Source organism: Paenibacillus sp. Marseille-Q4541, from assembly GCF_018310695.1.
GTDB lineage: Bacteria > Bacillota > Bacilli > Paenibacillales > Paenibacillaceae > Paenibacillus.
Genome location: NZ_JAGXCY010000033.1, coordinates 26903 through 48798 on the forward strand (window position 1 = coordinate 26903; position 21896 = coordinate 48798).

The window sequence follows — 21896 nt, forward strand, 5'->3', positions numbered from 1 at the left end:
ACATATACATGCCTTAGATGCTTGTCAAGTGGGAGGTATTTAACGTATGACCCCAGTTCGCGCGAAAATTTATCTATCCTCTGTTCTTGCTATTTGTGTCCTCGGTGGCACACTGCTGCTTAGTTTAAGCCAAGCTCCATCTACGCAGTCTACTCTTGCGCCGATAACGGGCAATATGAATGCCCCTGTACCTGCTCCCATTCAGGAAAGTGTACAGACGCCCCTCGCCGAGGTTCTTAGTGACCGAGTGGTTGAATATCACATTGATGTGCAATTAACAGAAGACCATGTTCTAAAAGGTACGTCCACCATGACGTGGACTCATCCGGGGGAAAAAACAGTAAGTGAGCTTTATTTTCATTTATATCCCAATGCGTTTGCCTCGGATGAGACAACCTTTATGAAAGAATCAGGCGGAAAACTCAGAGGTGATGCCATGCCAAAGGATGGCTATGGGTCCATGAAACTTACTGAGATTAAAACGACCGATGGCCTTTCTCTGCTCCATCGCATCCAGTATGTTCAACCCGATGATGGAAATGTAAATGATAAAAGCCTAGTGAAAGTCCGTTTACCAAAGCCAGTAAAAGGTGGGGAGTCCATTACCCTTAGTATGGCTTTCGAAGTCGATATGCCAAAAATATTTGCCCGTATGGGAACAGCAGATAACTTCGTTATGGCCGGACAGTGGTTTCCGAAACTGAGTGTTTATGAACCTGTTGGAACACGCAATCGGAAAACAGAAGGTTGGAATTTACATCAGTATCACGGCAACTCCGAATTCTACTCTGACTTTGGCATTTATAGCGTGCGTATCGCAGTACCTGATAATTATACCGTAGCAGCAACTGGATTCCCAACCAAACCTTACTTTAAACAGAATGGTCAACGGATCTACCAATTCTATGCAGACGATGTACATGATTTTGCATGGGCCGCTTCCCCAGATTTTGTTGTTGTAGAAGAACCATTCTCTGCACCGAATGTTCCCGGAGTCCGAATTAAGCTTTATCTGGACCCAGCTCATGCTGATTTAAAAGACCGTTACCTTTATGCAGCCAAATCAGCGCTATCGAATTTCAGCAAATGGTATGGAAAATACCCATATTCTACTCTATCCATTGTAGTACCACCCAAAGCCGGAAATGGAGCCGGAGGAATGGAGTATCCTACCCTCATCACAGCATTTGGTGCAGATGAGACTTCTCCTGGGTATGAACTGGAACGTACCGTCATCCACGAAATAGGACATCAGTACTTTTACGGCATGATTGCAAGTAATGAATTTGAAGAGGCCTGGCTTGATGAGGCATTTACCTCTTACGCCGAGGATCGCCTGATGGAACAAGAGTATGGTCTAACACCTAATATTGCTTTGCAATCGGGCTATATTAGTTCACCTGCCTCGCTCACCCAAGAAGCTTGGAAATATGATTCACAACAGGAGTATGCAGAAAATGTATATACCCGTGGAAAACTGATCCTACGCGCCATTGAACAACAGATTGGCACCAAAAAAATGGACAAAGTGATGGCAACCTATGCTTCTAAATACCGTTTTAAACATCCTTCAACGAAAGATTTTCAGACGGTTGTCGAACAAGTTACCCGGAAGTCATGGGCCACCTTCTTCGACCAGTATGTATATAGTAATATGATGGCCGACTTTGCAGTGGATTCGATTTCGATTCAGGATAAAAGCACGGAAAAAGAGCCTAGCTTCATCTCCACAGTAAAAGTAACAAAAAAAGCTGGGGACTATACTGAGATCCCTGTCATATTCGCATTCAAGGATGGACATCTGATCCGTAAAGTATGGAATGGTGAGAATGCAGAGATCATCTACAATCTCACGTACAAGGAACCTCTGGACTGGGTCATGGTAGATCCTTCTTACTCTATCGCCATTGAGAATAAGCACATCAACAATTATATGAGGGCAGAAGTAGATGAGAAAGTACAGACACGTTTCAATATCAGCATTACCAAACTGATTGAAGCACTGCTTGGAAGTCTGTCATGGTGAGGTGTATTCGATGAAGGTTTATTTATCCGAAGGATTCAAACATGTGAAGGATCACTATTTTATCGTTCTGTTCCTCTTTTTATACCAGTTAGTCTGGGGGATGTTCCTGTACAAAATCGTCGCATCGGCAGTAGTTCCGCTGTTAATGCGGTATCCCAATCCTCCCCCTCATGAACTGAGCAAAGTACTGTTCTGGATGGAAGGACAACTCAGCTTGTCCTCTAGTCCGCTCGTACACCAATATGCCTGGCTGCTCGTCCTCATGTTCCTAATCCGGATGCTCATGACGCCTCTCATTCGTGCAGGATTACTTCATAGCCTTCATGATCAAGAGAATACAGCAAAAGGTTTTGCATTTTTCCAAGGCATGAAACGGCACTGGAAGAAAACATCTCTGCTCTATTTAATAGAAATCATACTGTTACTTCTTCCTGCCTACTGGATTGTTCCGGTCACGCTCCCGACACTCATCACGGCCGTTTACAATCTTCCTGCTCTCGTCAAAATCATTCCTTACCTTGCCTTATGGCTAATCTACGGATATATAGTGAAACAGCTGTTACTTTACTTGCAATTTGGACTAACGGGAAAACATAGTACTTCGGGGTCCATTTGGATCTGCATACGTTATGCAATTCCCGTCACTCTTATCGCTCTCCTGCTAGGTTTCATCACACTCACCTTGTTCGGATCCTTTACTGCTGCTTCTCTGATCTGGACTGGACTTCTGTCCCTGATACTTCAGCAGTCCTATCATCTGATTCGATCCATTATGAATGTATGGAAGATATGCTCCCATTTCAGCCTGTGGAATTCCAAAAATATTTCTGATAACAACTAGAAATAAAAACTACTTCAATTCCTACAATAATACAAGCCTCGCTCTTTATTTTGAGCCAGGCTTGTTTTTTGTAGTTTTTCCATGAAAAACAATTGCCAAATTTACACATATTCTGTTACAATAAGCCCAGAACATGTAGTAACAACTTTGTAATCTATTGTAACTAAATTATCCAAGCCTTATCTTACATAGTAGTTTTATTGTTATTAACTAAGTTATAACGTCGTCTTTCACAGGTACACATCATCAGACAGCCAAATTCCTGGTACCTGGGAAGCGGGGGAACCATATTATGGGTGAATTGATCTCGAAACAGAGTGATCATAGGGGAACCTTCTACCGAATCCTTAAGCTAACCTCGCAGGCATTGGAAGGAGTTTATTTTTTTGAAAAAGACACTAACTGCTGCAGCACTAAGTCTTGCTATCGCGCTATCCATCGGAACAGGAAGTGCTTTTGCGGATTCCAAAATGGACAAGGTTATTGAAAGTACCGAGGGAACAGAATATAAATACGGCGGGACTACACTTAGTGGTTTTGATTGCTCCGGATTCACGATGTATGTATTCGAGAAGCTCGGCATCGATTTGCCAAGACAATCTGGATCACAGTTTAACATGGGTAAAGAAGTTTCCCGTTCCGATATCAGATCTGGAGACCTTGTATTCTTTAACACAAGCGGTAAAGGAGTATCCCATGTTGGTATTTTTGTAGGAGATGGTAAGTTTGCACATGCTTCTACTTCTAAAGGTGTTACTATCAGCAAGCTTGACGAAAGTTATTATGCAAAACGCTATGTTGGTGCTAAACGAATCATGAGTACAGAACAGTTTGAGACAGCTACTATTGAGTAAGTAGCGTTATATATCATTACCCAGAGAACTCACATTTGACTACTTTTTCCACAGAGTAGTCGAGTGTGAGTTCTTTTTTTGCCTGCGATGCACTGGAAAGTGCTTGCCCCTACTCCGTCTGTACCTGTAGAGTGTTAGAAGAGATGAAACTTATGTAGAGGAGAATTAATATGACACAGGCTAATATCGTTTTCCGAGTCATGCCCATGACGGAGGAGCAGGCAGCGGAGATAAGCACCTGGCAGTACGATCCTCCCTATAACATCTATGGATGGTTGCCATGGGATCAGATGAAAGCACTAGAGATTGAGTTTGGAGACCCTAATATAAGGGCTCGTCAGTATCTCTCCGTACTAATTGAACAAGATGAACCTGTATTATGCGGATTTGCTCAACTATTCCCAATGGAAGGAGTCACCCGTCTGGGCCTTGGCATGCGACCCTCTTTGTGTGGCAACGGGCATGGTACAGCTTTTGTGTCTTCTATCGTACATGAGGCTAAGCAAAGAAACCCAGGCCATATCATTGATCTGGAGGTATTAACCTGGAATACAAGAGCCATTCGGGCTTACGAAAAAGCAGGGTTTATCATTGATGATACTTATGAACGGTTAACTCCAGATGGCTCGAAGCTATTCCATTGCATGATTTATGAAGGAACCGATCAAATTTAGGGATGTTTGTCTCTTCTCACTTTTGTTTAAATATTTACCATAAAATACTATGAAGCTGAAGCCGGTTCCATTATAATAAACTAAGGATTGTACATAGTAGGAGGACACAACAAATGAAGAAATGGATCATGAGCGGATTGTTTTTCTTCGCTTGCACTTTTGCCCTCGTGTTAATGTTTACGGTGCCAGGAAGAGATCATGAAGCTGCAGAAGAAGCTGGACCAGTAATGCCCCAGGTGACCTTGGATGCAGCAAGCGCCGAAGAAAAGGCAAAAGCCAGTTGTATTACTTGTCACGGGAACCAGCTTGAAGGAGGGGTCGGTCCTTCCTTGCAAACGGTTGGTGCTGAATTAAATGCTGAGCAAATCTATAAAACGATTACCAAAGGTAAAGGCGGCGGCAAAATGCCTGCTTTTGAGGGAAAACTTTCAGAAGAAGAAATAGCAAACCTTGCTCTCTGGTTAGCTGAGAAGAAGTAAAATAAAAACACGCCTTTGCTTTCTCCCTGAAGAGAAGTCATAAGGCGTGTTTTCGTCGTTCCATTAAACTTGCATCATTTTGTCGTAAGCTTCGTTATATTGCTGCGCTTCTTTGATATCAATAGCAGTGATCCCTCCATCATCCCATGAAGTGAGTCTTAATGTCACTACTTTATGGTCAATGGTTATGAAGGGGTGATGATTAAACGCCTCGGAGATCAAACCTACTTCATCCACAAAAGCAATACCTTTCATAAAGTTGGTAAATGTGAATTTACGGACGATCCACCGTCCTTCTTCGTAATCCCAACCTTCGAGTTTATCGAGATGAGCTTCTACTTCCTCTTGCGTAAAGACCATCGTTAAATCTAACCTCCCCTAATCAAAAAACGTATCCATTTCAGCATGCCCGGTGCCTCTTTAGATACCCTATTACCTCAGGCTTAAAATAGAGCTTATATTGTAAACTCTATTTTAAGCCTATCGCTTTATAAGATTGAGCCGTTCGCTTCCCGAACGGCTTTATTCGTGTTCCATCTTATCACGGAAGCAGTCTTAAATCCAGTTGCATACACTCCCTTTAAATAAGAGAGACAAAGTCGAGTTCATCATCACCAATAAGAATGTTTAGACGGTGGAGATCCTGGTCATGAATAACAACCCCACTTCCTACTGCGATCATTTTTTCTGCACCCAGTGCGTAGAACAAATCTTCAGCGAGTGCCTCATCTACCTCTAGTCGATCTTTATCCTCCAGCCTAGCCCAGTCCTCTTCCTCCATTTCGAAGAAAGTATACCGATCCGGTATTTTTCCGACGGCCTTTATTAAATCTTGTAATATGTCATTATACTCGCGTCCATGTTTTACGCCCATTTGAATATTCACTCCATTTCCATATCATGGTTCCATTATACCGAAAATAAACCTTCATAAAAATGAATCACATGTCGATAAATAAAATAAATGAGCCGGATGTCTCAATGAATGGATTCAGATTAAATCTCACGGATGAGGTGTATGATGGAAATTTCAACTATTATCGGACTAATTTTGGGAATCATATCTCTTGTATTTGGTATGGTCCTAAAGGGAGCACCAATTATTAACTTGGTAAATAACCCTGCGGCCTACCTTATCATCTTTGGTGGTACCATAGCCACCATATTTATGGCATTTCCCATGTCTGAAGTCAAAAAAATTCCGAAGCTGTTTAAAATAGTCTTCGTGAAACCCAAGTTTATCGACAAAGTAACACTGATCAGTATGTTTGTAGAATGGGCTTCCATTACTAGACGTGAAGGCCTACTCGCACTCGAATCCAAAGTAGATGATATCAATGATGATTTTCTTCGCGGTGGAATGCGAATGATCATTGATGGTAATGATCAAGAGTTTGTTCGCGATGTGCTCATGGAAGATATTCACGCAACAGAAGATCGTCATAAGGTAGGCGCCCTTATTTTCTCGCAAGCGGGCATGTATGCTCCAACACTCGGTGTTCTAGGTGCCGTAGTTGGTCTAATTGCTGCTCTAGCTGACCTTAGTGACATGGAGAAATTGTCCCATGCGATTGCGGCTGCGTTTATCGCTACCTTGCTTGGTATCTTCACAGGTTATGTACTGTGGCATCCGATTGCTAACAAACTGAAACGTTTGTCTAAACAAGAATCCGAAATCAAACTCATGATGGTTGAAGGTCTTCTCTCCATTCAATCTGGGGTTTCAACAATTGCAATTAATCAAAAGCTTTCTGTATTTTTGACACCGAAAGAACGTGCAGAACTCGTCAATAAGGAGGGAAGAGCAGGTGAAAAAGACTAATAAACGCCATGAGGAACACGAGGAACATGCAGATGAGAGTTGGCTCTTGCCTTATTCAGACCTCATGACTCTCTTATTGGCATTATTCATCACCCTGTTCTCCATGAGTTCCGTGGATGCCAAAAAATTTGAAGAAATGTCCCAAGCCCTAAGCAGTGCTCTTAACGGAGGTACTGGGGTTCTGGATCACACCTCTTCCTATCAGACTGATTCCAGTATGGATCTTGGTAAAAACACAAATCCTGCAAAGAATCAAAATACAGTTACCGATGCTGCACTAGCGAAGAAGGAACAAGAAGATCTTGAGAAACTTAAAAAACAGCTGGATGACTATATAGATAAAAATGGTTTAACCAAACAGCTAGATACGAAGCTCAATCAATCACAGCTCATGATCACGATTGCTGACAATGCACTGTTTGCTTCAGGTGCGGCTAATGTTAAACCTGAGGCTAAGGTGCTTGCCAAGAACATCTCGCGGATGCTAGAGCAATTTCCTTCTTATGATGTCATTGTTACCGGTCATACGGATAATATGCCTATTAGTAATAACGAATACACAGATAATTGGGATCTAAGTAGTGATCGAGCTTTAAACTTTTTGAAAATCGTGCTTCAAAACTCTAATTTGGACCCATCCAAGTTTACTCCAAGCGGCTTCGGTGAGTACCATCCCGTTGCGTCAAACTCAACCGCTGAGGGAAGAGCACAGAATCGAAGAGTGGAAATCTCAATTATTCGTAAGTACACCACCGATACAAAAACAATCAATTCGAACTAATCTTACATTTATTATAAAAGGAGCTGTGCCATCTGGCACAGCTCCTTTTATTTAATTATTTTAGAGTAGACGATAATCCAGTAAGCGCCCAAGCTCTGTTTTTTCATCCATTGTTAGTTCACGCCAGGAACCTCTATTCATCGATCCCAGATGAATATTCATAATCCGAATTCTTTGCAGTTTATGAACTTCATACCCAAAAGCACTACACATCCGGCGAATTTGACGGTTTTTCCCCTCCGTCAGAATAATCCGAAAAGTACGCTCTGAAATTCGCGTGACCGTACATGGGAGAGTCTTCTCCCCCAGAATTTTAACACCACTAGCCATCCCTCTTAGAAAGGATTCAGTCACCGGACGATTTACAGTTACAATGTATTCTTTCTCGTGTTTCCCTTCGGAACGCAAAATCTTGTTAACAATATCCCCATCGTTAGTTAAGAGAATGAGTCCTTCAGAGTCTTTATCCAGTCTACCTATAGGGAATATTCTCTCCGTATGGCCAACAAAATCGACGATGTTCCCCTCGATATGTTGTTCCGTTGTACTTGTAATTCCAATCGGCTTATTAAGGGCAATATAGACTGTATTCTTTTTCTCTTTCAAGGGCTTCCCGTCTACAAGAACCTCATCTCCCTCTTCCGCTTGGCTGCCCAAGACAGCAATACTGCCATTAATGGTTACTCTTCCGCTGTCCACAAGCTTGTCTGCTTCCCGGCGAGAACAATATCCAGTTTCACTTATAAATTTATTAATCCGCAATTGGGCCACACACCTAACTTTCATATATTTTATTGCTCATCTTTGCTGTTTTCATTTGAATTCCTTTTGTTCAAAGCCGGCATCACAATGGTAACCGTCGTCCCTTTGCCATATTCACTTTCAATTTCAAATGTTCCCTTATGTGCTTGTATGAGGCGCTGACTCACCATCAAACCAAGACCAGTACCTGATTCTTTACTTGTGAAGAAAGGCTCTCCCAGCTTCGGTAATAGATCTTCTGGAACTCCTTCGCCTTCATCTCGGATCACAATTTCTGCATGATGATCGGATGTCAGTAGTATTTGAATCTCAATTTTCCCGCCATCTGGCATAGCTTCCATCGAATTTTTAAGAAGATTAATAAACACTTGTTTTAACTGGTTCTCCCCGCAATGAACAATGGTGGGAATATCAGCGTCCAATACAAACTCAATGCCAAGCATATGGGCCTGATTGTCTAACAGAGAAATAACATCCCCCATAATAAAACGGATATCTTTCGGAGTAAAGTTAGCTGCCTGCGGCTTCGCCAGAATCAGAAACTCCCCTACAATCAAGTTAATTCGATCGAGCTCAGACAACATCAAATCAATGTGACGCGGATTCATTTTTTGGGTCTGCTGTTGAAGTTGTATAAACCCTCTTAGCGTCGTGAGTGGGTTTCTAATTTCATGAGCTACCCCTGCAGCTAACTGACCTACCGTTGTAAGCTTCTCGGAACGACGCAGCAACTCTTCCATTCTTTTACGCGCTGTTATATCTCTTGAAATACTAATAAACCCCGTGATTTCTCCTTCATCGTCCCTTACCGGTGCTGTGCTGACGCTGACTTCAACTCGGCTGCCATCTTTCGCAAAACGGTAGGATTCATTGGAAGGAATCGTTTGCCCACTTTGAAGTTTCTTTCTTTGTTCACACTCTTCTTCCATTAATTCCTCAGGAATATTACTTAGAGGATTTCCAATGATCTCTTTTCCTGACCATCCATACAATTGTTCAAAGGCACGATTGACCTGAATAATGTTTCCTCGTTCATCTGTAATATGAATCGCATCTGCTGTCTGGTTAATAACAGACTCTAAGTGTTCTTTTACTGCTCTATTTTCTTCATACATTTGTTTCAAACGATTTGTATAGTGACCGAGATTTCGGATCATCGCATTAATCCCGTTAGATAACTGTCCTAGCTCATCATTGCGCTTTAATTTCAGATCATATTTAAAATGTCCGTCGCCCACTTCATTCACTTTTGAAAGAACAGTCTGTATTGGTTTCGTGTAGGCAGAGGCAAAAACATAACTCCCAAAAATAACAATCTCCAAAAGTACAAGCGAGACAGCGATATGACTGATCAGTTGCTCTGATATTACACTCTCAATCTCACGATAATCTGTCACGATGCTGATTACATACGATCTACCCGTGGTGTTCATAATTGGGATCATGTTCTTTAATACCTTTTTACCATCGACTACAGCTGTATAGGATACATTATTTCCGGTTTCTATCGCTTTATTAACGGCCGCTTTATCTGCCTCAATATCTCCATATCGATAAGTTCCAAAAAAAACGGGCTTTGTCACAAACTTAAAGTTTAGTTCATCTGTACCGTCTTGCGACATCGAGGGCTGACCAAATGTAATTGGATTGATCCCAGCGATTGATAGAATCGACGGGTTTACATCCTGAAACTTCTTAATAATCCCTTCGGGGTTGAAAAAAAGTACGTAATCCTCAATCTGATCTGCATTCATAAAGGGATTGATGATATAGTTTCTCTTCCCATCGTGGTAGTAACCCCATATGTTGATATTCTCCGGATCTGATGTCGCATATTCAAATCCATTAGACCAAAAATTTTCAAATGTGATACCTTGCGGTATGTTCACCTGGTGATTTTCAAAAAGTTGAGTAAATGCCTGATACCAAAAAGTCATTTTTCTCGTAGATAGTCCAATTTCATTCGGATCGGACGATTTGCTTACAATAATATCATCATCGGTTTGAATCATCAGGGAAATGTCTGTTACCCCTGTCTGTTCGCTTAACTCTTCTAACTGCTCTGTAGTTACTTTATTAATATCTGGGTCTAACATATTTGCTGCAAACTTTGCAGAAAGCCATAAATTTTTGGAAATCTGCTTTTTAATAACTTCGGCATTATCTTGATTTTGCTCCATAGCCAGTGCAATTTGCTTCGCTGCAGATACGGTTCGTTTTTCACTATCCTGCTGCAAATTCTCCTGTGTCGTATAATAACTCAAAGCAATGTTGAGCCCAAGTATTATGAACAAAGAGAACGACATCATCAAAGACAATTTAATTTTAATAGACAATCTCCAGCTCACCTCTTGGCTCGTATCCTGGCGAAAAGTGACTATATGTACGACTTTTTAGGGATTCATGTATATAGAACCATCATACCTTCTTACAAGTTATTTGAAAAGGAACGAACTACGTACGTATGTAAGAAAAGGAACTTTTGTAAATCAAAATTGATATATCGGGATTGAGAGCATAAAATAAAGAAGTCATACACAACTTTGTTAACAAATCCACAGGGCTTTGGATAATATGTGTATAACTCTGTGCAAAACTGAAGTGTTATCCACAAAGTTATGCACAACATGTTAACAACCCGAATATTTGTTCGTTGGATAAATGCAAGTTAAGAAAGGATGTACTACGTTTATGGAAGAAAATCAGCCCATTTTATACACAGATGAGTATTGGATGAATGAGGCGATTAAAGAAGCTTTAAAGGCAGAAGCACTCGGTGAGGTTCCGATTGGGGCTGTTGTCGTAAAAGATAACCAAATCATCGGTAGAGGATACAATCTTCGCGAAGTAAATTATGATGCTACTGCTCATGCTGAAATTTTAGCGATTAAAGAAGCAAGTGAACATTTGCGAGCCTGGCGTCTTCTTGATTGCAAACTATATGTTACATTGGAACCTTGCCCGATGTGTGCAGGTGCTATTGTTCAGTCGAGAATCCCACATGTCATTTTTGGAACATCCGACCCGAAAGCTGGATGCGCAGGGACACTCATGAATCTGCTCCAAGAATCAAGATTTAATCATCAGACAGAGGTGACAAGTGGAGTGCTGCAGGAAACCTGCGCTTCATTGCTCACTACTTTTTTCAGACGCCTTAGACGTAAACATAGCTGCAAGGAGGAATAAATGATGACTGACATGATGTACAAGGACATACAGACAGGTATTGGTATTCGGCCACTGACACCCCTTGATGCTGAGGAGTTGTGTAACATGATGACCGTGAGTAGAGAGCACCACGCCCCTTTTGAACCGATTCGCGGAGACCTATTTTATACACCTACAGAACAACTGAACCGTATCATAGATCGTCAGAAGCAGGCCGAACATGACCAAGGTTATTATTTTGGGGTATTTGAACTCCAGACCAATCAACTTGTCGGGCATGTAAGCCTGTCTAATGTTAGCCGAGGAGTAGCTCAATATGCTGATATGGGGTATTTTACTCATGCTTCCCACATGGGAAAAGGGTATATGAGTGCAGCCGTGAAACTAGTATTGCATTACGCTTTTTATGAGCTGCACCTGCATCGTGTACAAGCCTCTATTCTTGTTCATAACGTAGCATCTAGACGGGTGTTAGAGAAGAACGGTTTTCAAGCGGAGGGTATTGCTCGTCAATATCTGCTAATTTCCGGCAAATGGCAAGATCATCAAATTTATGCCGCGATCCACCCAGAGTGGAAAGATTGATTTATACTTTTGTAAGCAAAAAGGTCAAGCAAGGGATATACTGCCCCTATACTTGACCTTTTTGCTTACATTCCTTATTAATAGCTGTATGCCTCACTCATCATTTCTTGAAATTGCTCCATCGTTACCACTTCATCCCCTGCAGGAATACCAATTTTAAATTCTGGAGTCTTATTAATATCTTTATAATGGTTAGTCATCGTCATGGCAAGGTTCATCGTCTCTTTGGTGTCTGGATCATTAATGACAACATCTACATTTCCTTCCTGATACGCAGGAATTCCATCTTTATTGATCGCCGTATTAATGTTAAATGTGTTGATAGTCAGATGATCTTTTAATTCTTCTAAATCTGCCGCCATTTGATTCTGATCAGTGTTACTGAGCTCTTCTTTGAATAGAGTCAAATCTTCATCGGTAAGCTGGAGCATATCTTTATATTCGGCTTTACTCATAATGTCGATTACTTTTGGCAGTGCATTGTTCACCAAAATCGTAATCGCTTCTTTTACATTTTCGTTCGTTACTTGAAACTGGACGATTTGCTGTACTTCTACATCTTCAGGAACCGTAATTGCATCTTTTTCTAGGTTCTTGAAATAAGTCGCCTCATCATATTCAGCCAAAACCGCATCCATCACTTCATTAGAAAACTGCTGAGATTTGGTCAGATCCATGGAAGCTGGATTCCATTCTACTCCCTCTTCTTCAGCAAGCTTCTTCATATCCAGTTCAATATATTTGTTCACTAAAGTTTCCGGAATTCCGAGCATTGGAATATTTGGTACTTTGACATATAGTTTTTCTGTAGTCATAACCATCGGAATGTTGTATGTAACTTCCATATCACCTTTCAGCTCTACACCAAGCGTAAATTCCGCTTGCATCGGATCATTTTGAAATACACCGTCTATATTCAGCTCGGCATCTTTCAACATAGCGAGTACCATACTCATTTCAGGAGCGTCCTCGGATTCACTAATCGACAAATTATTAATAACGACCTTACTCGTAAGTGCATACGAGGTCATCTCCGTGGCTTTAGACGTAGCGGATTTTACTGCTTCTTTTGGCTCCTGATTCGCTCCACAACCCGCTAGAACGACGACTGCCGCCAGCATAATTGTAAACAGGATCTTTGTGTACTTCTTGTTCATTGTTGTTCCCCTTTCATGACTTAGCCTTAAATAAACACCTAAGAATGATATAACATTTTTGCTGAAACATAAACACTTTTGGTGAAATTTGGTGAAAAATATTTATAAAACGAAATTTTGGTGGATTGTGAGGCATTCCGGGCATTCCTTTATTTATGTACAAAACAGAAAAAAGATTCCCACTATATCAGCGGGAACCCTTTACAATTATGAAGATATAAATCAGCTTAACCTTGGGGATTGTTATGATCTACGTGGTTATGATTCTTTACTTTCTTGGATCCGGAAAGAGGCTCTGGGCCAGATGCATGGTCCTGTTTATGTTTTACGCCGTGGGACGGCTGCGCTTCTGGTACAGGAATCGCTTTAGGCTTACTCATTAGATCATCTCCTTAAGGATTAGTTAAATGCTGTACAGCTTGTGCACACTCGTGGATATGACGCGTGTAATCATGAGTAAGCTGCTGAATTGTTTCAGTACGTTCATCAATATGATGTCCGTCTCTTTCAACATCTACCAGGTCCACTTTCACTTCACGGTTATCAACATAGGCACACTTGAAATCAAAAGAATACATCTGGTGTCCTGCCGTATCGATATGAATGCGAATGGTATGTTGATCTGCTTCATCTGGGTCTACTTGTGCATGGTCACCTTTATTCAGCACATTCGGTAAACTCTCGTTCCAAGCATGAACAAGCTGTGTTTGATCGATATTAAAAACTTCATCCATTAGTAACACCTCCACACCTTTTAACGTGTGAAATTACCCGCTTTTTTATGCATTTTCTAAACTTACTCATTCTTACTCCCATCAGAGAAAATGCATAGCCATCGTACCTTTCGAAAATCAAAAAAGCCACTCTCCTTATTACTAAGGAAAATGGCTTGTCATGTATGTGTTATGGCGGAGAGGGTGGGATTCGAACCCACGTGGGCTTGCACCCTAACGGTTTTCAAGACCGCCCCGTTATGACCGCTTCGGTACCTCTCCAGGATAAAACAACTTTTATTTGCGTTTTTAAATACTTAACGCGTAACAAAATTTATTTTATCATAGATTGTCCACATACGCAAGAATTATTTAAAATTTATTTTGGAGCAATAACTTCAATGCCACCCATATAAGGAATAAGCACTTTAGGAATCTTCACACTGCCATCTTCTTGTTGATAATTCTCAAGAATTGCAGCGACCGTTCTTCCTACAGCAAGTCCCGAACCATTCAAAGTATGCAAAAATTCAGGTTTTGATTTGGCTTCGCGGCGGAAACGAATATTAGCACGTCTCGCTTGGAAGTCCTCACAGTTAGAGCATGAAGAGATTTCACGATACATCCCGCTCTCAGGCAGCCATACTTCGAGGTCATACGTCTTCGCCGAAGTAAAGCCCATATCAGCAGTGCAAAGCGCCATAACGCGGTACGGAAGCTCCAGCAGCTCTAGAACACGCTCTGCATTCTTAGTCATGGACTCCAGTTCATCATAAGATTGTTCCGGCAAAGCAAACTTCAGCATTTCTACCTTATTAAATTGATGCTGCCGAATCAAACCTCTTGTGTCACGGCCAGCAGATCCAGCTTCGGAGCGGAAACAGGAACTATAAGCTACAAACTTCTGCGGCAACTGTTCTGCATCAATAATTTCTTCCCGGTGATAGTTGGTTACAGGAACCTCTGCTGTTGGAATCAGATAATATTCCGTATCCTTGATTTTGAAAAGGTCTTCTTCAAATTTCGGAAGTTGTCCCGTTCCATAGAGGCTGTCTTTGTTCACAATCATCGGAGGAAGAATCTCTTCATATCCATGATGATCACTATGCAGATCCATCATAAAGCTGATCAGTGCGCGTTCAAGACGTGCCCCAAGCCCTCTATAGAATGTAAATCTGGATCCAGTAACTTTAGCAGCTGCTTCAAAATCAAGGATACCGAGCTCCTGAGCTAAATCCCAGTGTGCTTTTGGCGTAAAAGAAAACTCGCTCGGTTCAGACCAGCGACGAATTTCAACATTATCATCCTCAGAAGAACCTACAGGTACGCTTTCATGTGGGATGTTCGGGATCGCCATCGTTAGCTCATTGATTTGCATCTCAAGATCACGAATTTCTTCGTCCATTTGCTTAATATTATCGGAAACTTGACGCATCTCAGTAATCAATTCTTCGGCATCTTCTTTGTTCTTTTTACGTTTCGCTACTTCACCAGATACCATGTTTCTACGGTTCTTTAGTATCTCAACCTCTTGAACCAGTTCACGACGACGCACATCGAGCTTTGGAAAATCAGCAATCAGATCTACTGATTTACCACGACGCTGGAGCGCTTCCTCTACCCGGCCAAAGTCATTACGCAATATTTTCACATCTAACACAAAAAATTCCTCCTAAAAAAACAATCTTGACCTGTGGCCAGAAAAGACTTTTCCTTATACGAGCTTTTTAGGCCAGCATAAGGGAATGTCTTCAAGCATCACGAGAGTCAAGATCGTTTATATACAGTTATCTTATCTCAAGGACTTCAAGCTGCTCTCTACCATATCTGCAAAATACTTATGCAACCGATAATCATCCGTCAGCTCTGGATGAAAAGAAGAAGCTAACAAATGACCTTCACGAGCTGTCACAATTTCATCTTGATAGGTAGAAAGTACTTCGACCCCTTCGCCAACTGACTCAATAAGCGGAGCACGAATGAATACTGCACGAACGGGCTCATCAATACCAACCACGTCTAGATCAGTCTCAAAGCTCTCCCGCTGGCGTCCAAATGCGTTACGAGAAACAGACATATTCATCAAGCTAAGATGAGCATCATCTTGTCCAGAAATATTTTTCGCCAAAACGATAAGTCCTGCACAAGTACCAAAAATCGGTTTGCCTGCTTCAGAAAACTGCCTAATCGCTTCAATAAAACCATACTTGCGCATCAGCTTACCGATCGTAGTGCTCTCGCCGCCTGGGATGATCAAGCCATCCATATCGTCAAGTTGCTCAACTTTCTTAACCGCTACACCTTCTGCTCCAGCAAGTTCAATACTGCGAATATGTTCAGCAACTGCGCCCTGTAGTGCTAATACGCCAATTTTCACTTCAGATTACCTTCTCTCTTACCAACCACGATCTGACATACGCTCTGCAGGAGACAATGTAGAGATTTCAATCCCTTTCATTGGTGCACCCAAATTCTTAGAGACTTCCGCAATCAGCTTGTAATCTGTGTAATGCGTTGTAGCTTCTACAATAGCACGAGCAAACTTTTCAGGGCTTTCGGATTTAAAGATACCTGAGCCTACAAATACACCGTCTGCACCAAGATGCATCATCAAAGCTGCGTCAGCTGGAGTTGCTACTCCACCTGCTGCAAAGTTAACTACAGGAAGTTTTCCATTCTGATGTACATCAAGCAAAAGCTCATAGGCTACACCCAGATTTTTTGCCTCTGCATACAGCTCGTCCTTGGACAAGTTTTGGACTTTGCGAATTTGGCTGTTAATAAAACGCATATGACGTACTGCTTCAACAATGTTACCTGTTCCTGGTTCACCTTTAGTACGAATCATGGAAGCTCCTTCACCAATACGACGAAGTGCCTCACCTAGATCTTTAGCTCCACATACAAACGGTACCGTAAATTCATGTTTATCGATATGGAAAACTTCATCCGCTGGAGTAAGAACTTCACTCTCATCGAGGTAGTCGACACCTAAGGACTCAAGTACTTTGGCTTCAACATAATGACCGATACGAGCTTTTGCCATAACTGGGATAGATACGACTTTCATAACTTCTTCTACGATCGTTGGATCAGCCATACGAGCTACTCCGCCAGCTGCGCGAATATCAGATGGAACGCGCTCAAGCGCCATAACTGCAGTAGCACCTGCTGCCTCTGCGATTTTTGCCTGTTCTGCATTCATGACGTCCATAATGACGCCACCTTTTTGCATTTCTGCCATACCTCTTTTAACGCGTGATGTGCCCGTTTCCATGTTTACGCCTCCCGTATTATATCTGCAGTTTCTCCAATTCAATCCCCTTCTAAAAGGGGAATCTCCTATAGAAAAGAACTTGTACCAATCAAAAGTTTCCAAATAGAATTCTAACTTGATATTTTACCGTATGAACCCTTATTATACAACTATTTTCCTGAATTACGCTTTGAAAAAAGCATGACTCAGCAATAACATAAAATTATGTTTTTTGATTAAAACAGATTTTTAATACTGTCAAACATGTCTCCGAAGAAGTCTCCGATTGCACGGAACATTAAACCGAACCATCCAGCTTTTTCGACTTTCTCAGAAGTAACCAAGTTTACCGTTTGCTCTTGAGCATCACTCATACCCTCAACTTTGTAAGTATAGGTGATTGTACCTGCTTTGGCGCCTGCTTCTACGGGTGCTTCAAAGCCTTCCCCCTCGAAACTGGTTGTGAAAGTAGGGTTAATAGATTTAGTCCCTTTCGGTACGATAAAGCTGACTGCTTCCTCGGTTACAACCGGTACCGTTGCTTCTTTGCCTTTCGATACAGGAGCCGTTTCTGCACCCGCTACTGTTGTTTTACCAGCAACGACTTGCTTCACTTCAAAATTATTAAAGCCGTAGTCTAGCACCTTTTTTGTTTCAGTGAAACGGGTAGGCTCTGTTTCTGCACCCATTACAACACTGATAAGACGCATTCCATCTCGTTCCGCAGTTCCGGCAAAACAGTAACCTGCATCTATTGTATGCCCAGTCTTCATACCGTCGAGCCCTTCATAAGCATACTGTTTGAAGTTTGTAATGTTTTTGTTGTCTTCAAGCATCCAGTTCCAGTTGATAATCTTATCTTTTCCACGGAAATTATAAGATTGAAGTGATGTGAATTCAGCAAAGTCAGGATGATCTTCAACAATATATCTAGTCAAAGTAGCGACATCTTTCGCCGTCATTACCGTCTCGCGGTCTTCTTCTGGACGGTATTCTTTCGGCATATCATTACGATTAAGACCAGTTGAGTTAATAAAGTGTGTATCGGCCATACCCATACGCTTAGCTTCCGCATTCATCAGTTTTACAAACTCTTGCTCTGAACCTGCCACATATTCTGCAAGTGCTACGGATGCATCATTCGCAGAGCCAATGGCCATGGCAATATACAGTTCTTTAACTGTATGTTGATCGCCTTCAGCCAAGTAAATACGAGAACCAACACTTAGCGAAGCATTCTTCCCTACCGTTACGATATCATCCCAGGAGTATTCACCCTTTTTCACTTTGTCAGCGACAATATACTCAGTCATCATCTTTGTCATACTAGCAGGCGCATAACCTTTATCTGCATTGAGTGACATTAGAATTTTACCAGTAGAAGCTTCCATAAGAACGGCAGATTTCACATTCAGATTTAGTGTATCTGGTGATGGTACTTTTGGAGTTGCTGTGGTATTAGCGGTATTCGTTGTTGCAGCCGTTGCTACCTGCGTTACTTGATCAGCAGATACTGCTGCCGGAATCACCGACATACATAACATGTTCATCACCATAATCGTAGCAACGCGTTTCTTAAACTTTGATCTCTCGCTTTGCGCGGAGCGAATCAAGGAATGACTGTACTTCTTCTTCAATGGAATAAATCCCCCTCTAATCTTTCACAATGCCTGTACTCCTGTACGGCTATGATTGGTAAGCTAATTCTTTTCAATTTCGAGCGTAGTAGAAACCATAAACAAGGACCAAAGAGAACCCCATTAAACAAACGAAAATTACAGATATATATGTAATACCCTACATTTCAAAATGCGTGGGCCTTTTTGTTCGTGTTTTCTTGTAAGGTTCATGAAATCTGCTTGTATGCTCATACAAGCCCTGTTTCATTTTAACACACGATATTCTGCAAAAAAAGACAGGCAAAGTGAAATTCACCTTGCCTGCCTGCTATATGATCAAAAAACGTATCTTTTACAACGTATAGTTTGGCGCTTCTTTTGTAATTTGAACATCATGTGGATGGCTCTCACGAAGGCCCGCACCAGTAATACGAATAAACTGAGTGTCGTTGCGAAGAGCGTCGATTGTTGCTGTGCCACAGTATCCCATACCGGAACGAAGACCGCCAATTAGCTGATGAATAGTGTCACTCAGTGGACCTTTGTAGGCAACGCGTCCTTCAATACCTTCAGGAACGAGTTTTTTGTCGTCATCCTGGAAGTAACGGTCCTTACTGCCCATCTTCATAGCGCTGATTGAACCCATACCACGATAACCTTTGAAGCGACGTCCTTGATAAATTTCAAATTCGCCTGGGCTTTCTTCTGTACCAGCAAGCAAACTTCCTAGCATAACTGCATGAGCTCCAGCAGCAAGGGCCTTCGTAATCTCACCTGAATACTTAATACCACCATCTGCAATAACAGGAATATTGTATTCGCGTGCTACATTGGCACAGTCATACACTGCCGTTACTTGAGGTACACCAATACCAGCAACAACACGTGTTGTACAGATGGAACCAGGACCGATACCAACCTTAACAACAGATGCTCCAGCTTCAATGAGATCACGAGTTGCTTCACCCGTAGCTACGTTACCTGCAATAATCGTAAGTTCTGGGTATAGTTCACGAAGTTTGCGCACAGAATCAAGAATGTTTTTGCTGTGACCGTGAGCGGAATCGATGGAGATCAAATCTACACCAGCTTGTACCAGAGCTTCCGTACGCTCATACAAGTCTTTGGATATACCAACAGCCGCACCAACAATCAGTCTTCCTTGAACATCTTTTGCTGCGTTCGGGAATTGGATTGCTTTTTCAATATCTTTAATCGTAATGAGCCCTTTAAGCGTGTTGGACTCATCAACGAGAGGAAGTTTCTCGATCTTATGTTTTTGCAAAATTTCTTCTGCTTGTGCAAGCGTTGTGCCTACAGGAGCAGTCACTAAGTTTTCACTAGTCATAACCTCAGAAATTTTGATCTCATAGTTATGAATGAAACGCAAATCACGGTTTGTAAGAATACCTACCAATTTTTGAGCTTCGTCAACGATAGGTACGCCAGAGATGCGATATTTCGCCATTACGTTCTCTGCATCTGAAACTAGGTGATCCTTAGTCAAAGAAAAAGGATTTGTAATAACACCACTTTCAGAACGTTTTACACGATCAACTTCTTCAGCTTGTTGTTCAATCGGCATATTTTTGTGGATGATACCGATACCACCTTCTCTTGCAATCGCAATAGCCAAAGGCGCTTCTGTAACAGTATCCATCGCAGCACTGATCAATGGAATGTTGAGCTTTACATTATCACTTAAACGAACAGAAACATCAACTTCCTTGGGAAGTACCTCAGACTTACGGGGTACTAACAAAACATCATCAAATGTTAAACCTTCCTTGCCAAACTTATCTCCCCACACTACGATGTTCCTCCTTAAATTATATATAGACTGAAGATCCCTAAATGAAAGCATTTATTGATCTAATGAACATTTTCTGAAAATATATTATTGCCATCTTAGCAAAGGCCCATTTGCACTGTCAAGGAAAAGTAACCTGCTGTGAAAGAGTGTATCACTGAGCAAAAACAACTGTTTTCGCCTGGCGGACAATGCTGCATTAATCTGCAATTCCTTTACAGCGAACTCCCCCAACTTTCCCAGAACAAAGTAAGGTAAAGCTGCTTGAATGAATCATTTAACTGGATATTCAATTTCAACATATTATCTCCTGAGTAGCTTTTTGAATGCACATTATATAATGTAATTTCTGCGCAATGGTAAGTGCCTTGTTTGTGCTTTTCCTTATTCGACAGTAGACTATATTGAAACAAGCTTGCCCACAGCTAATATTTGAACGAAATGGAGGCTAAAATGATATCGTCTAGTGTGATCGATAAGCTACAAATCCAATATCAATGTTTTTCAGCAAAAGAAAAGAACCGACTATGTCATGCGTAATCAAGCGTCCATTAAAAATATAAATATTTATTCGGGATCTAGCAGCTAACACAAGATCATTCTGACCTAGTAGAGATGCACTCATAATCATCATGTGAGAGTCCGTTACTTCATCAATCATGATATTCATACGATTAAGGAGTCGGATAATCAGGAGCTGCCTAGCCCATATTATTGAGCTCTTTATTTTAAAGTACCCGCTTGTTGTCTCGCTTCAAATATTGCAGTAGCAAATCGCTGAGTGATTTGCTGAGAACCGGTAATTGCCCCTCCTACAACACCACAATACACTTCTTGTAGCACGATAAGGATTTTGTTCTCCTGAAAGAGATTATCTCCAGTGGAAAAACATCCGTCGTAGCCGAAGGGAATGTAATGACACCTGAAATGGCAGTTCGGTGTCTTAAAGTATTTTATATTAAATGTCTCTTTTGTAATCAAGCAATCTAGTCGATCTAAGATCAAAGCCCTCCTAATCTAGTATAACGAGCGCCGCTGCGAGCCCTGTATCCCCTTGTCTGCACGATCAAGCCCTATTGTCACCCTAGCCAAGGTTGTCGAGTACAATGCTTCCTGCACTGTTCATGACAGTAAATATCTATGGGAGCCATTCTACTTTAGGAATGGGTAAGTTGCTACTCGAAGTATTTAATAATAAAAACCATTTCTGAGAAAGTATATTCATTGACAATACAACCACTTAAAACAACATAAAAAAACCGTTGCTGACTGTATAGTCAACAACGGTTATCTATTGCTTGGCGGCGTCCTACTCTCCCAGGACCCTGCGGTCCAAGTACCATCGGCGC

The 21896-nt window shown here is 41.5% G+C and carries 21 protein-coding genes, 1 tRNA gene and 1 riboswitch; of the genes, 9 read left to right on the plus strand and 13 right to left on the minus strand.

All coding sequences use genetic code 11. From position 1 onward, the window contains the following. Positions 1-46: 46 nt before the first annotated feature. From KFT32_RS22355 to KFT32_RS22375, 5 genes are all read left to right on the plus strand, one after another. Positions 47-2026 (plus strand): M1 family metallopeptidase, encoded by a 1980-nt coding sequence (locus KFT32_RS22355; RefSeq protein ID WP_211749650.1) that lies wholly within the window; start codon positions 47-49, stop codon positions 2024-2026. A 10-nt stretch (positions 2027-2036) separates the two neighbouring features. After that, the gene (locus tag KFT32_RS22360) at positions 2037-2867 is read left to right on the plus strand and encodes a hypothetical protein (RefSeq protein WP_211749651.1); all 831 of its coding nucleotides are present in this window, start codon (positions 2037-2039) and stop codon (positions 2865-2867) included. Positions 2868-3109: 242 nt separating this feature from the next. Beyond that, positions 3110-3249, plus strand: a riboswitch (cyclic di-AMP (ydaO/yuaA leader). A 4-nt stretch (positions 3250-3253) separates the two neighbouring features. Beyond that, on the plus strand, positions 3254-3721 hold the full coding sequence (locus KFT32_RS22365; RefSeq protein ID WP_211749652.1) for a C40 family peptidase: 468 nt from the start codon (positions 3254-3256) through the stop codon (positions 3719-3721). A 170-nt stretch (positions 3722-3891) separates the two neighbouring features. After that, positions 3892-4395 (plus strand): GNAT family N-acetyltransferase, encoded by a 504-nt coding sequence (locus tag KFT32_RS22370; protein ID WP_211749653.1) that lies wholly within the window; start codon positions 3892-3894, stop codon positions 4393-4395. A 113-nt stretch (positions 4396-4508) separates the two neighbouring features. Next, positions 4509-4874: a c-type cytochrome gene (locus KFT32_RS22375; RefSeq protein ID WP_211749654.1), complete on the plus strand. Its 366-nt coding sequence runs from the start codon at positions 4509-4511 to the stop codon at positions 4872-4874. Between the two features lie 63 nt (positions 4875-4937). Here the strand turns inward: KFT32_RS22375 and KFT32_RS22380 are convergent, their stop codons facing one another. Together KFT32_RS22380 and KFT32_RS22385 are read right to left on the minus strand one after the other, a co-directional pair. Further along, positions 4938-5234, minus strand: a complete 297-nt coding sequence (locus KFT32_RS22380) for a 4a-hydroxytetrahydrobiopterin dehydratase (protein WP_211749655.1) — start codon at positions 5232-5234, stop codon at positions 4938-4940. 220 nt (positions 5235-5454) lie between these two features. Beyond that, complete coding sequence (locus KFT32_RS22385) at positions 5455-5748, minus strand: hypothetical protein (RefSeq protein ID WP_211749656.1); 294 nt, start codon at positions 5746-5748, stop codon at positions 5455-5457. Between the two features lie 147 nt (positions 5749-5895). Between KFT32_RS22385 and motA the strand changes: the two genes are divergently transcribed. After that, positions 5896-6696: a flagellar motor stator protein MotA gene (gene motA, locus KFT32_RS22390; RefSeq protein ID WP_211749669.1), complete on the plus strand. Its 801-nt coding sequence runs from the start codon at positions 5896-5898 to the stop codon at positions 6694-6696. Next, the gene (motB, locus tag KFT32_RS22395; protein WP_211749657.1) at positions 6683-7477 is read left to right on the plus strand and encodes a flagellar motor protein MotB; all 795 of its coding nucleotides are present in this window, start codon (positions 6683-6685) and stop codon (positions 7475-7477) included. Before motA ends, motB begins: the two co-directional genes overlap by 14 nt. 60 nt (positions 7478-7537) lie before the next feature. Here motB and KFT32_RS22400 read toward each other — a convergent pair whose 3' ends face one another. Further along, a complete protein-coding gene (locus KFT32_RS22400) occupies positions 7538-8239 on the minus strand; it encodes a pseudouridine synthase (RefSeq protein ID WP_211749658.1) in 702 nt (233 codons plus the stop codon). 29 nt (positions 8240-8268) lie between these two features. Further along, positions 8269-10575: a PAS domain S-box protein gene (locus KFT32_RS22405; RefSeq protein WP_211749659.1), complete on the minus strand. Its 2307-nt coding sequence runs from the start codon at positions 10573-10575 to the stop codon at positions 8269-8271. Between the two features lie 355 nt (positions 10576-10930). Between KFT32_RS22405 and tadA the strand changes: the two genes are divergently transcribed. Together tadA and KFT32_RS22415 are read left to right on the plus strand one after the other, a co-directional pair. Then, positions 10931-11425, plus strand: coding sequence for a tRNA adenosine(34) deaminase TadA (gene tadA, locus KFT32_RS22410; RefSeq protein ID WP_211749660.1), 495 nt, complete (start codon positions 10931-10933; stop codon positions 11423-11425). Then, a complete protein-coding gene (locus KFT32_RS22415; RefSeq protein WP_249436065.1) occupies positions 11426-11992 on the plus strand; it encodes a GNAT family N-acetyltransferase in 567 nt (188 codons plus the stop codon). A 77-nt stretch (positions 11993-12069) separates the two neighbouring features. Here KFT32_RS22415 and KFT32_RS22420 read toward each other — a convergent pair whose 3' ends face one another. The 9 genes from KFT32_RS22420 to guaB form a co-directional block, all read right to left on the minus strand. Next, positions 12070-13149, minus strand: coding sequence for a putative periplasmic lipoprotein (locus KFT32_RS22420; RefSeq protein ID WP_211749661.1), 1080 nt, complete (start codon positions 13147-13149; stop codon positions 12070-12072). A 227-nt stretch (positions 13150-13376) separates the two neighbouring features. Next, a complete protein-coding gene (locus tag KFT32_RS22425) occupies positions 13377-13529 on the minus strand; it encodes a small acid-soluble spore protein P (protein ID WP_211749662.1) in 153 nt (50 codons plus the stop codon). Positions 13530-13541: 12 nt separating this feature from the next. After that, positions 13542-13883, minus strand: a complete 342-nt coding sequence (locus KFT32_RS22430) for a hypothetical protein (protein ID WP_211749663.1) — start codon at positions 13881-13883, stop codon at positions 13542-13544. A 172-nt stretch (positions 13884-14055) separates the two neighbouring features. Further along, positions 14056-14144: transfer RNA gene (locus KFT32_RS22435), tRNA-Ser, on the minus strand. A gap of 97 nt (positions 14145-14241) precedes the next feature. Continuing rightward, positions 14242-15522, minus strand: a complete 1281-nt coding sequence (gene serS, locus KFT32_RS22440; RefSeq protein ID WP_211749664.1) for a serine--tRNA ligase — start codon at positions 15520-15522, stop codon at positions 14242-14244. 132 nt (positions 15523-15654) lie between these two features. Beyond that, positions 15655-16239, minus strand: coding sequence for a pyridoxal 5'-phosphate synthase glutaminase subunit PdxT (gene pdxT / locus KFT32_RS22445; RefSeq protein WP_211749665.1), 585 nt, complete (start codon positions 16237-16239; stop codon positions 15655-15657). A gap of 18 nt (positions 16240-16257) precedes the next feature. Continuing rightward, a complete protein-coding gene (gene pdxS / locus KFT32_RS22450; protein ID WP_211749666.1) occupies positions 16258-17139 on the minus strand; it encodes a pyridoxal 5'-phosphate synthase lyase subunit PdxS in 882 nt (293 codons plus the stop codon). A gap of 215 nt (positions 17140-17354) precedes the next feature. Further along, on the minus strand, positions 17355-18674 hold the full coding sequence (locus KFT32_RS22455; protein WP_211749671.1) for a D-alanyl-D-alanine carboxypeptidase family protein: 1320 nt from the start codon (positions 18672-18674) through the stop codon (positions 17355-17357). Between the two features lie 415 nt (positions 18675-19089). After that, positions 19090-20547 carry an IMP dehydrogenase gene (gene guaB, locus KFT32_RS22460; RefSeq protein ID WP_211749667.1) on the minus strand — a complete coding sequence of 486 codons (1458 nt, stop codon included), beginning with the start codon at positions 20545-20547 and terminating at the stop codon, positions 19090-19092. Between the last annotated feature and the right edge of the window lie 1349 nt (positions 20548-21896).

Bases quoted from the DNA above. Each gene is read 5' to 3' on its own strand.
- pdxS (WP_211749666.1), bottom strand. From the start codon at position 17,139: ATGGAAACGGGCACATCACGCGTTAAAAGAGGTATGGCAGAAATGCAA.
- tadA (WP_211749660.1), top strand. From the start codon at position 10,931: ATGGAAGAAAATCAGCCCATTTTATACACAGATGAGTATTGGATGAAT.
- KFT32_RS22375 (WP_211749654.1), top strand. From the start codon at position 4,509: ATGAAGAAATGGATCATGAGCGGATTGTTTTTCTTCGCTTGCACTTTT.
- KFT32_RS22415 (WP_249436065.1), top strand. From the start codon at position 11,426: ATGATGACTGACATGATGTACAAGGACATACAGACAGGTATTGGTATT.
- KFT32_RS22455 (WP_211749671.1), bottom strand. From the start codon at position 18,674: ATGGTGATGAACATGTTATGTATGTCGGTGATTCCGGCAGCAGTATCT.
- KFT32_RS22385 (WP_211749656.1), bottom strand. From the start codon at position 5,748: ATGGGCGTAAAACATGGACGCGAGTATAATGACATATTACAAGATTTA.
- KFT32_RS22380 (WP_211749655.1), bottom strand. From the start codon at position 5,234: ATGGTCTTTACGCAAGAGGAAGTAGAAGCTCATCTCGATAAACTCGAA.
- KFT32_RS22370 (WP_211749653.1), top strand. From the start codon at position 3,892: ATGACACAGGCTAATATCGTTTTCCGAGTCATGCCCATGACGGAGGAG.
- motA (WP_211749669.1), top strand. From the start codon at position 5,896: ATGGAAATTTCAACTATTATCGGACTAATTTTGGGAATCATATCTCTT.
- KFT32_RS22430 (WP_211749663.1), bottom strand. From the start codon at position 13,883: ATGGATGAAGTTTTTAATATCGATCAAACACAGCTTGTTCATGCTTGG.
- KFT32_RS22360 (WP_211749651.1), top strand. From the start codon at position 2,037: ATGAAGGTTTATTTATCCGAAGGATTCAAACATGTGAAGGATCACTAT.
- KFT32_RS22425 (WP_211749662.1), bottom strand. From the start codon at position 13,529: ATGAGTAAGCCTAAAGCGATTCCTGTACCAGAAGCGCAGCCGTCCCAC.
- KFT32_RS22355 (WP_211749650.1), top strand. From the start codon at position 47: ATGACCCCAGTTCGCGCGAAAATTTATCTATCCTCTGTTCTTGCTATT.
- KFT32_RS22420 (WP_211749661.1), bottom strand. From the start codon at position 13,149: ATGAACAAGAAGTACACAAAGATCCTGTTTACAATTATGCTGGCGGCA.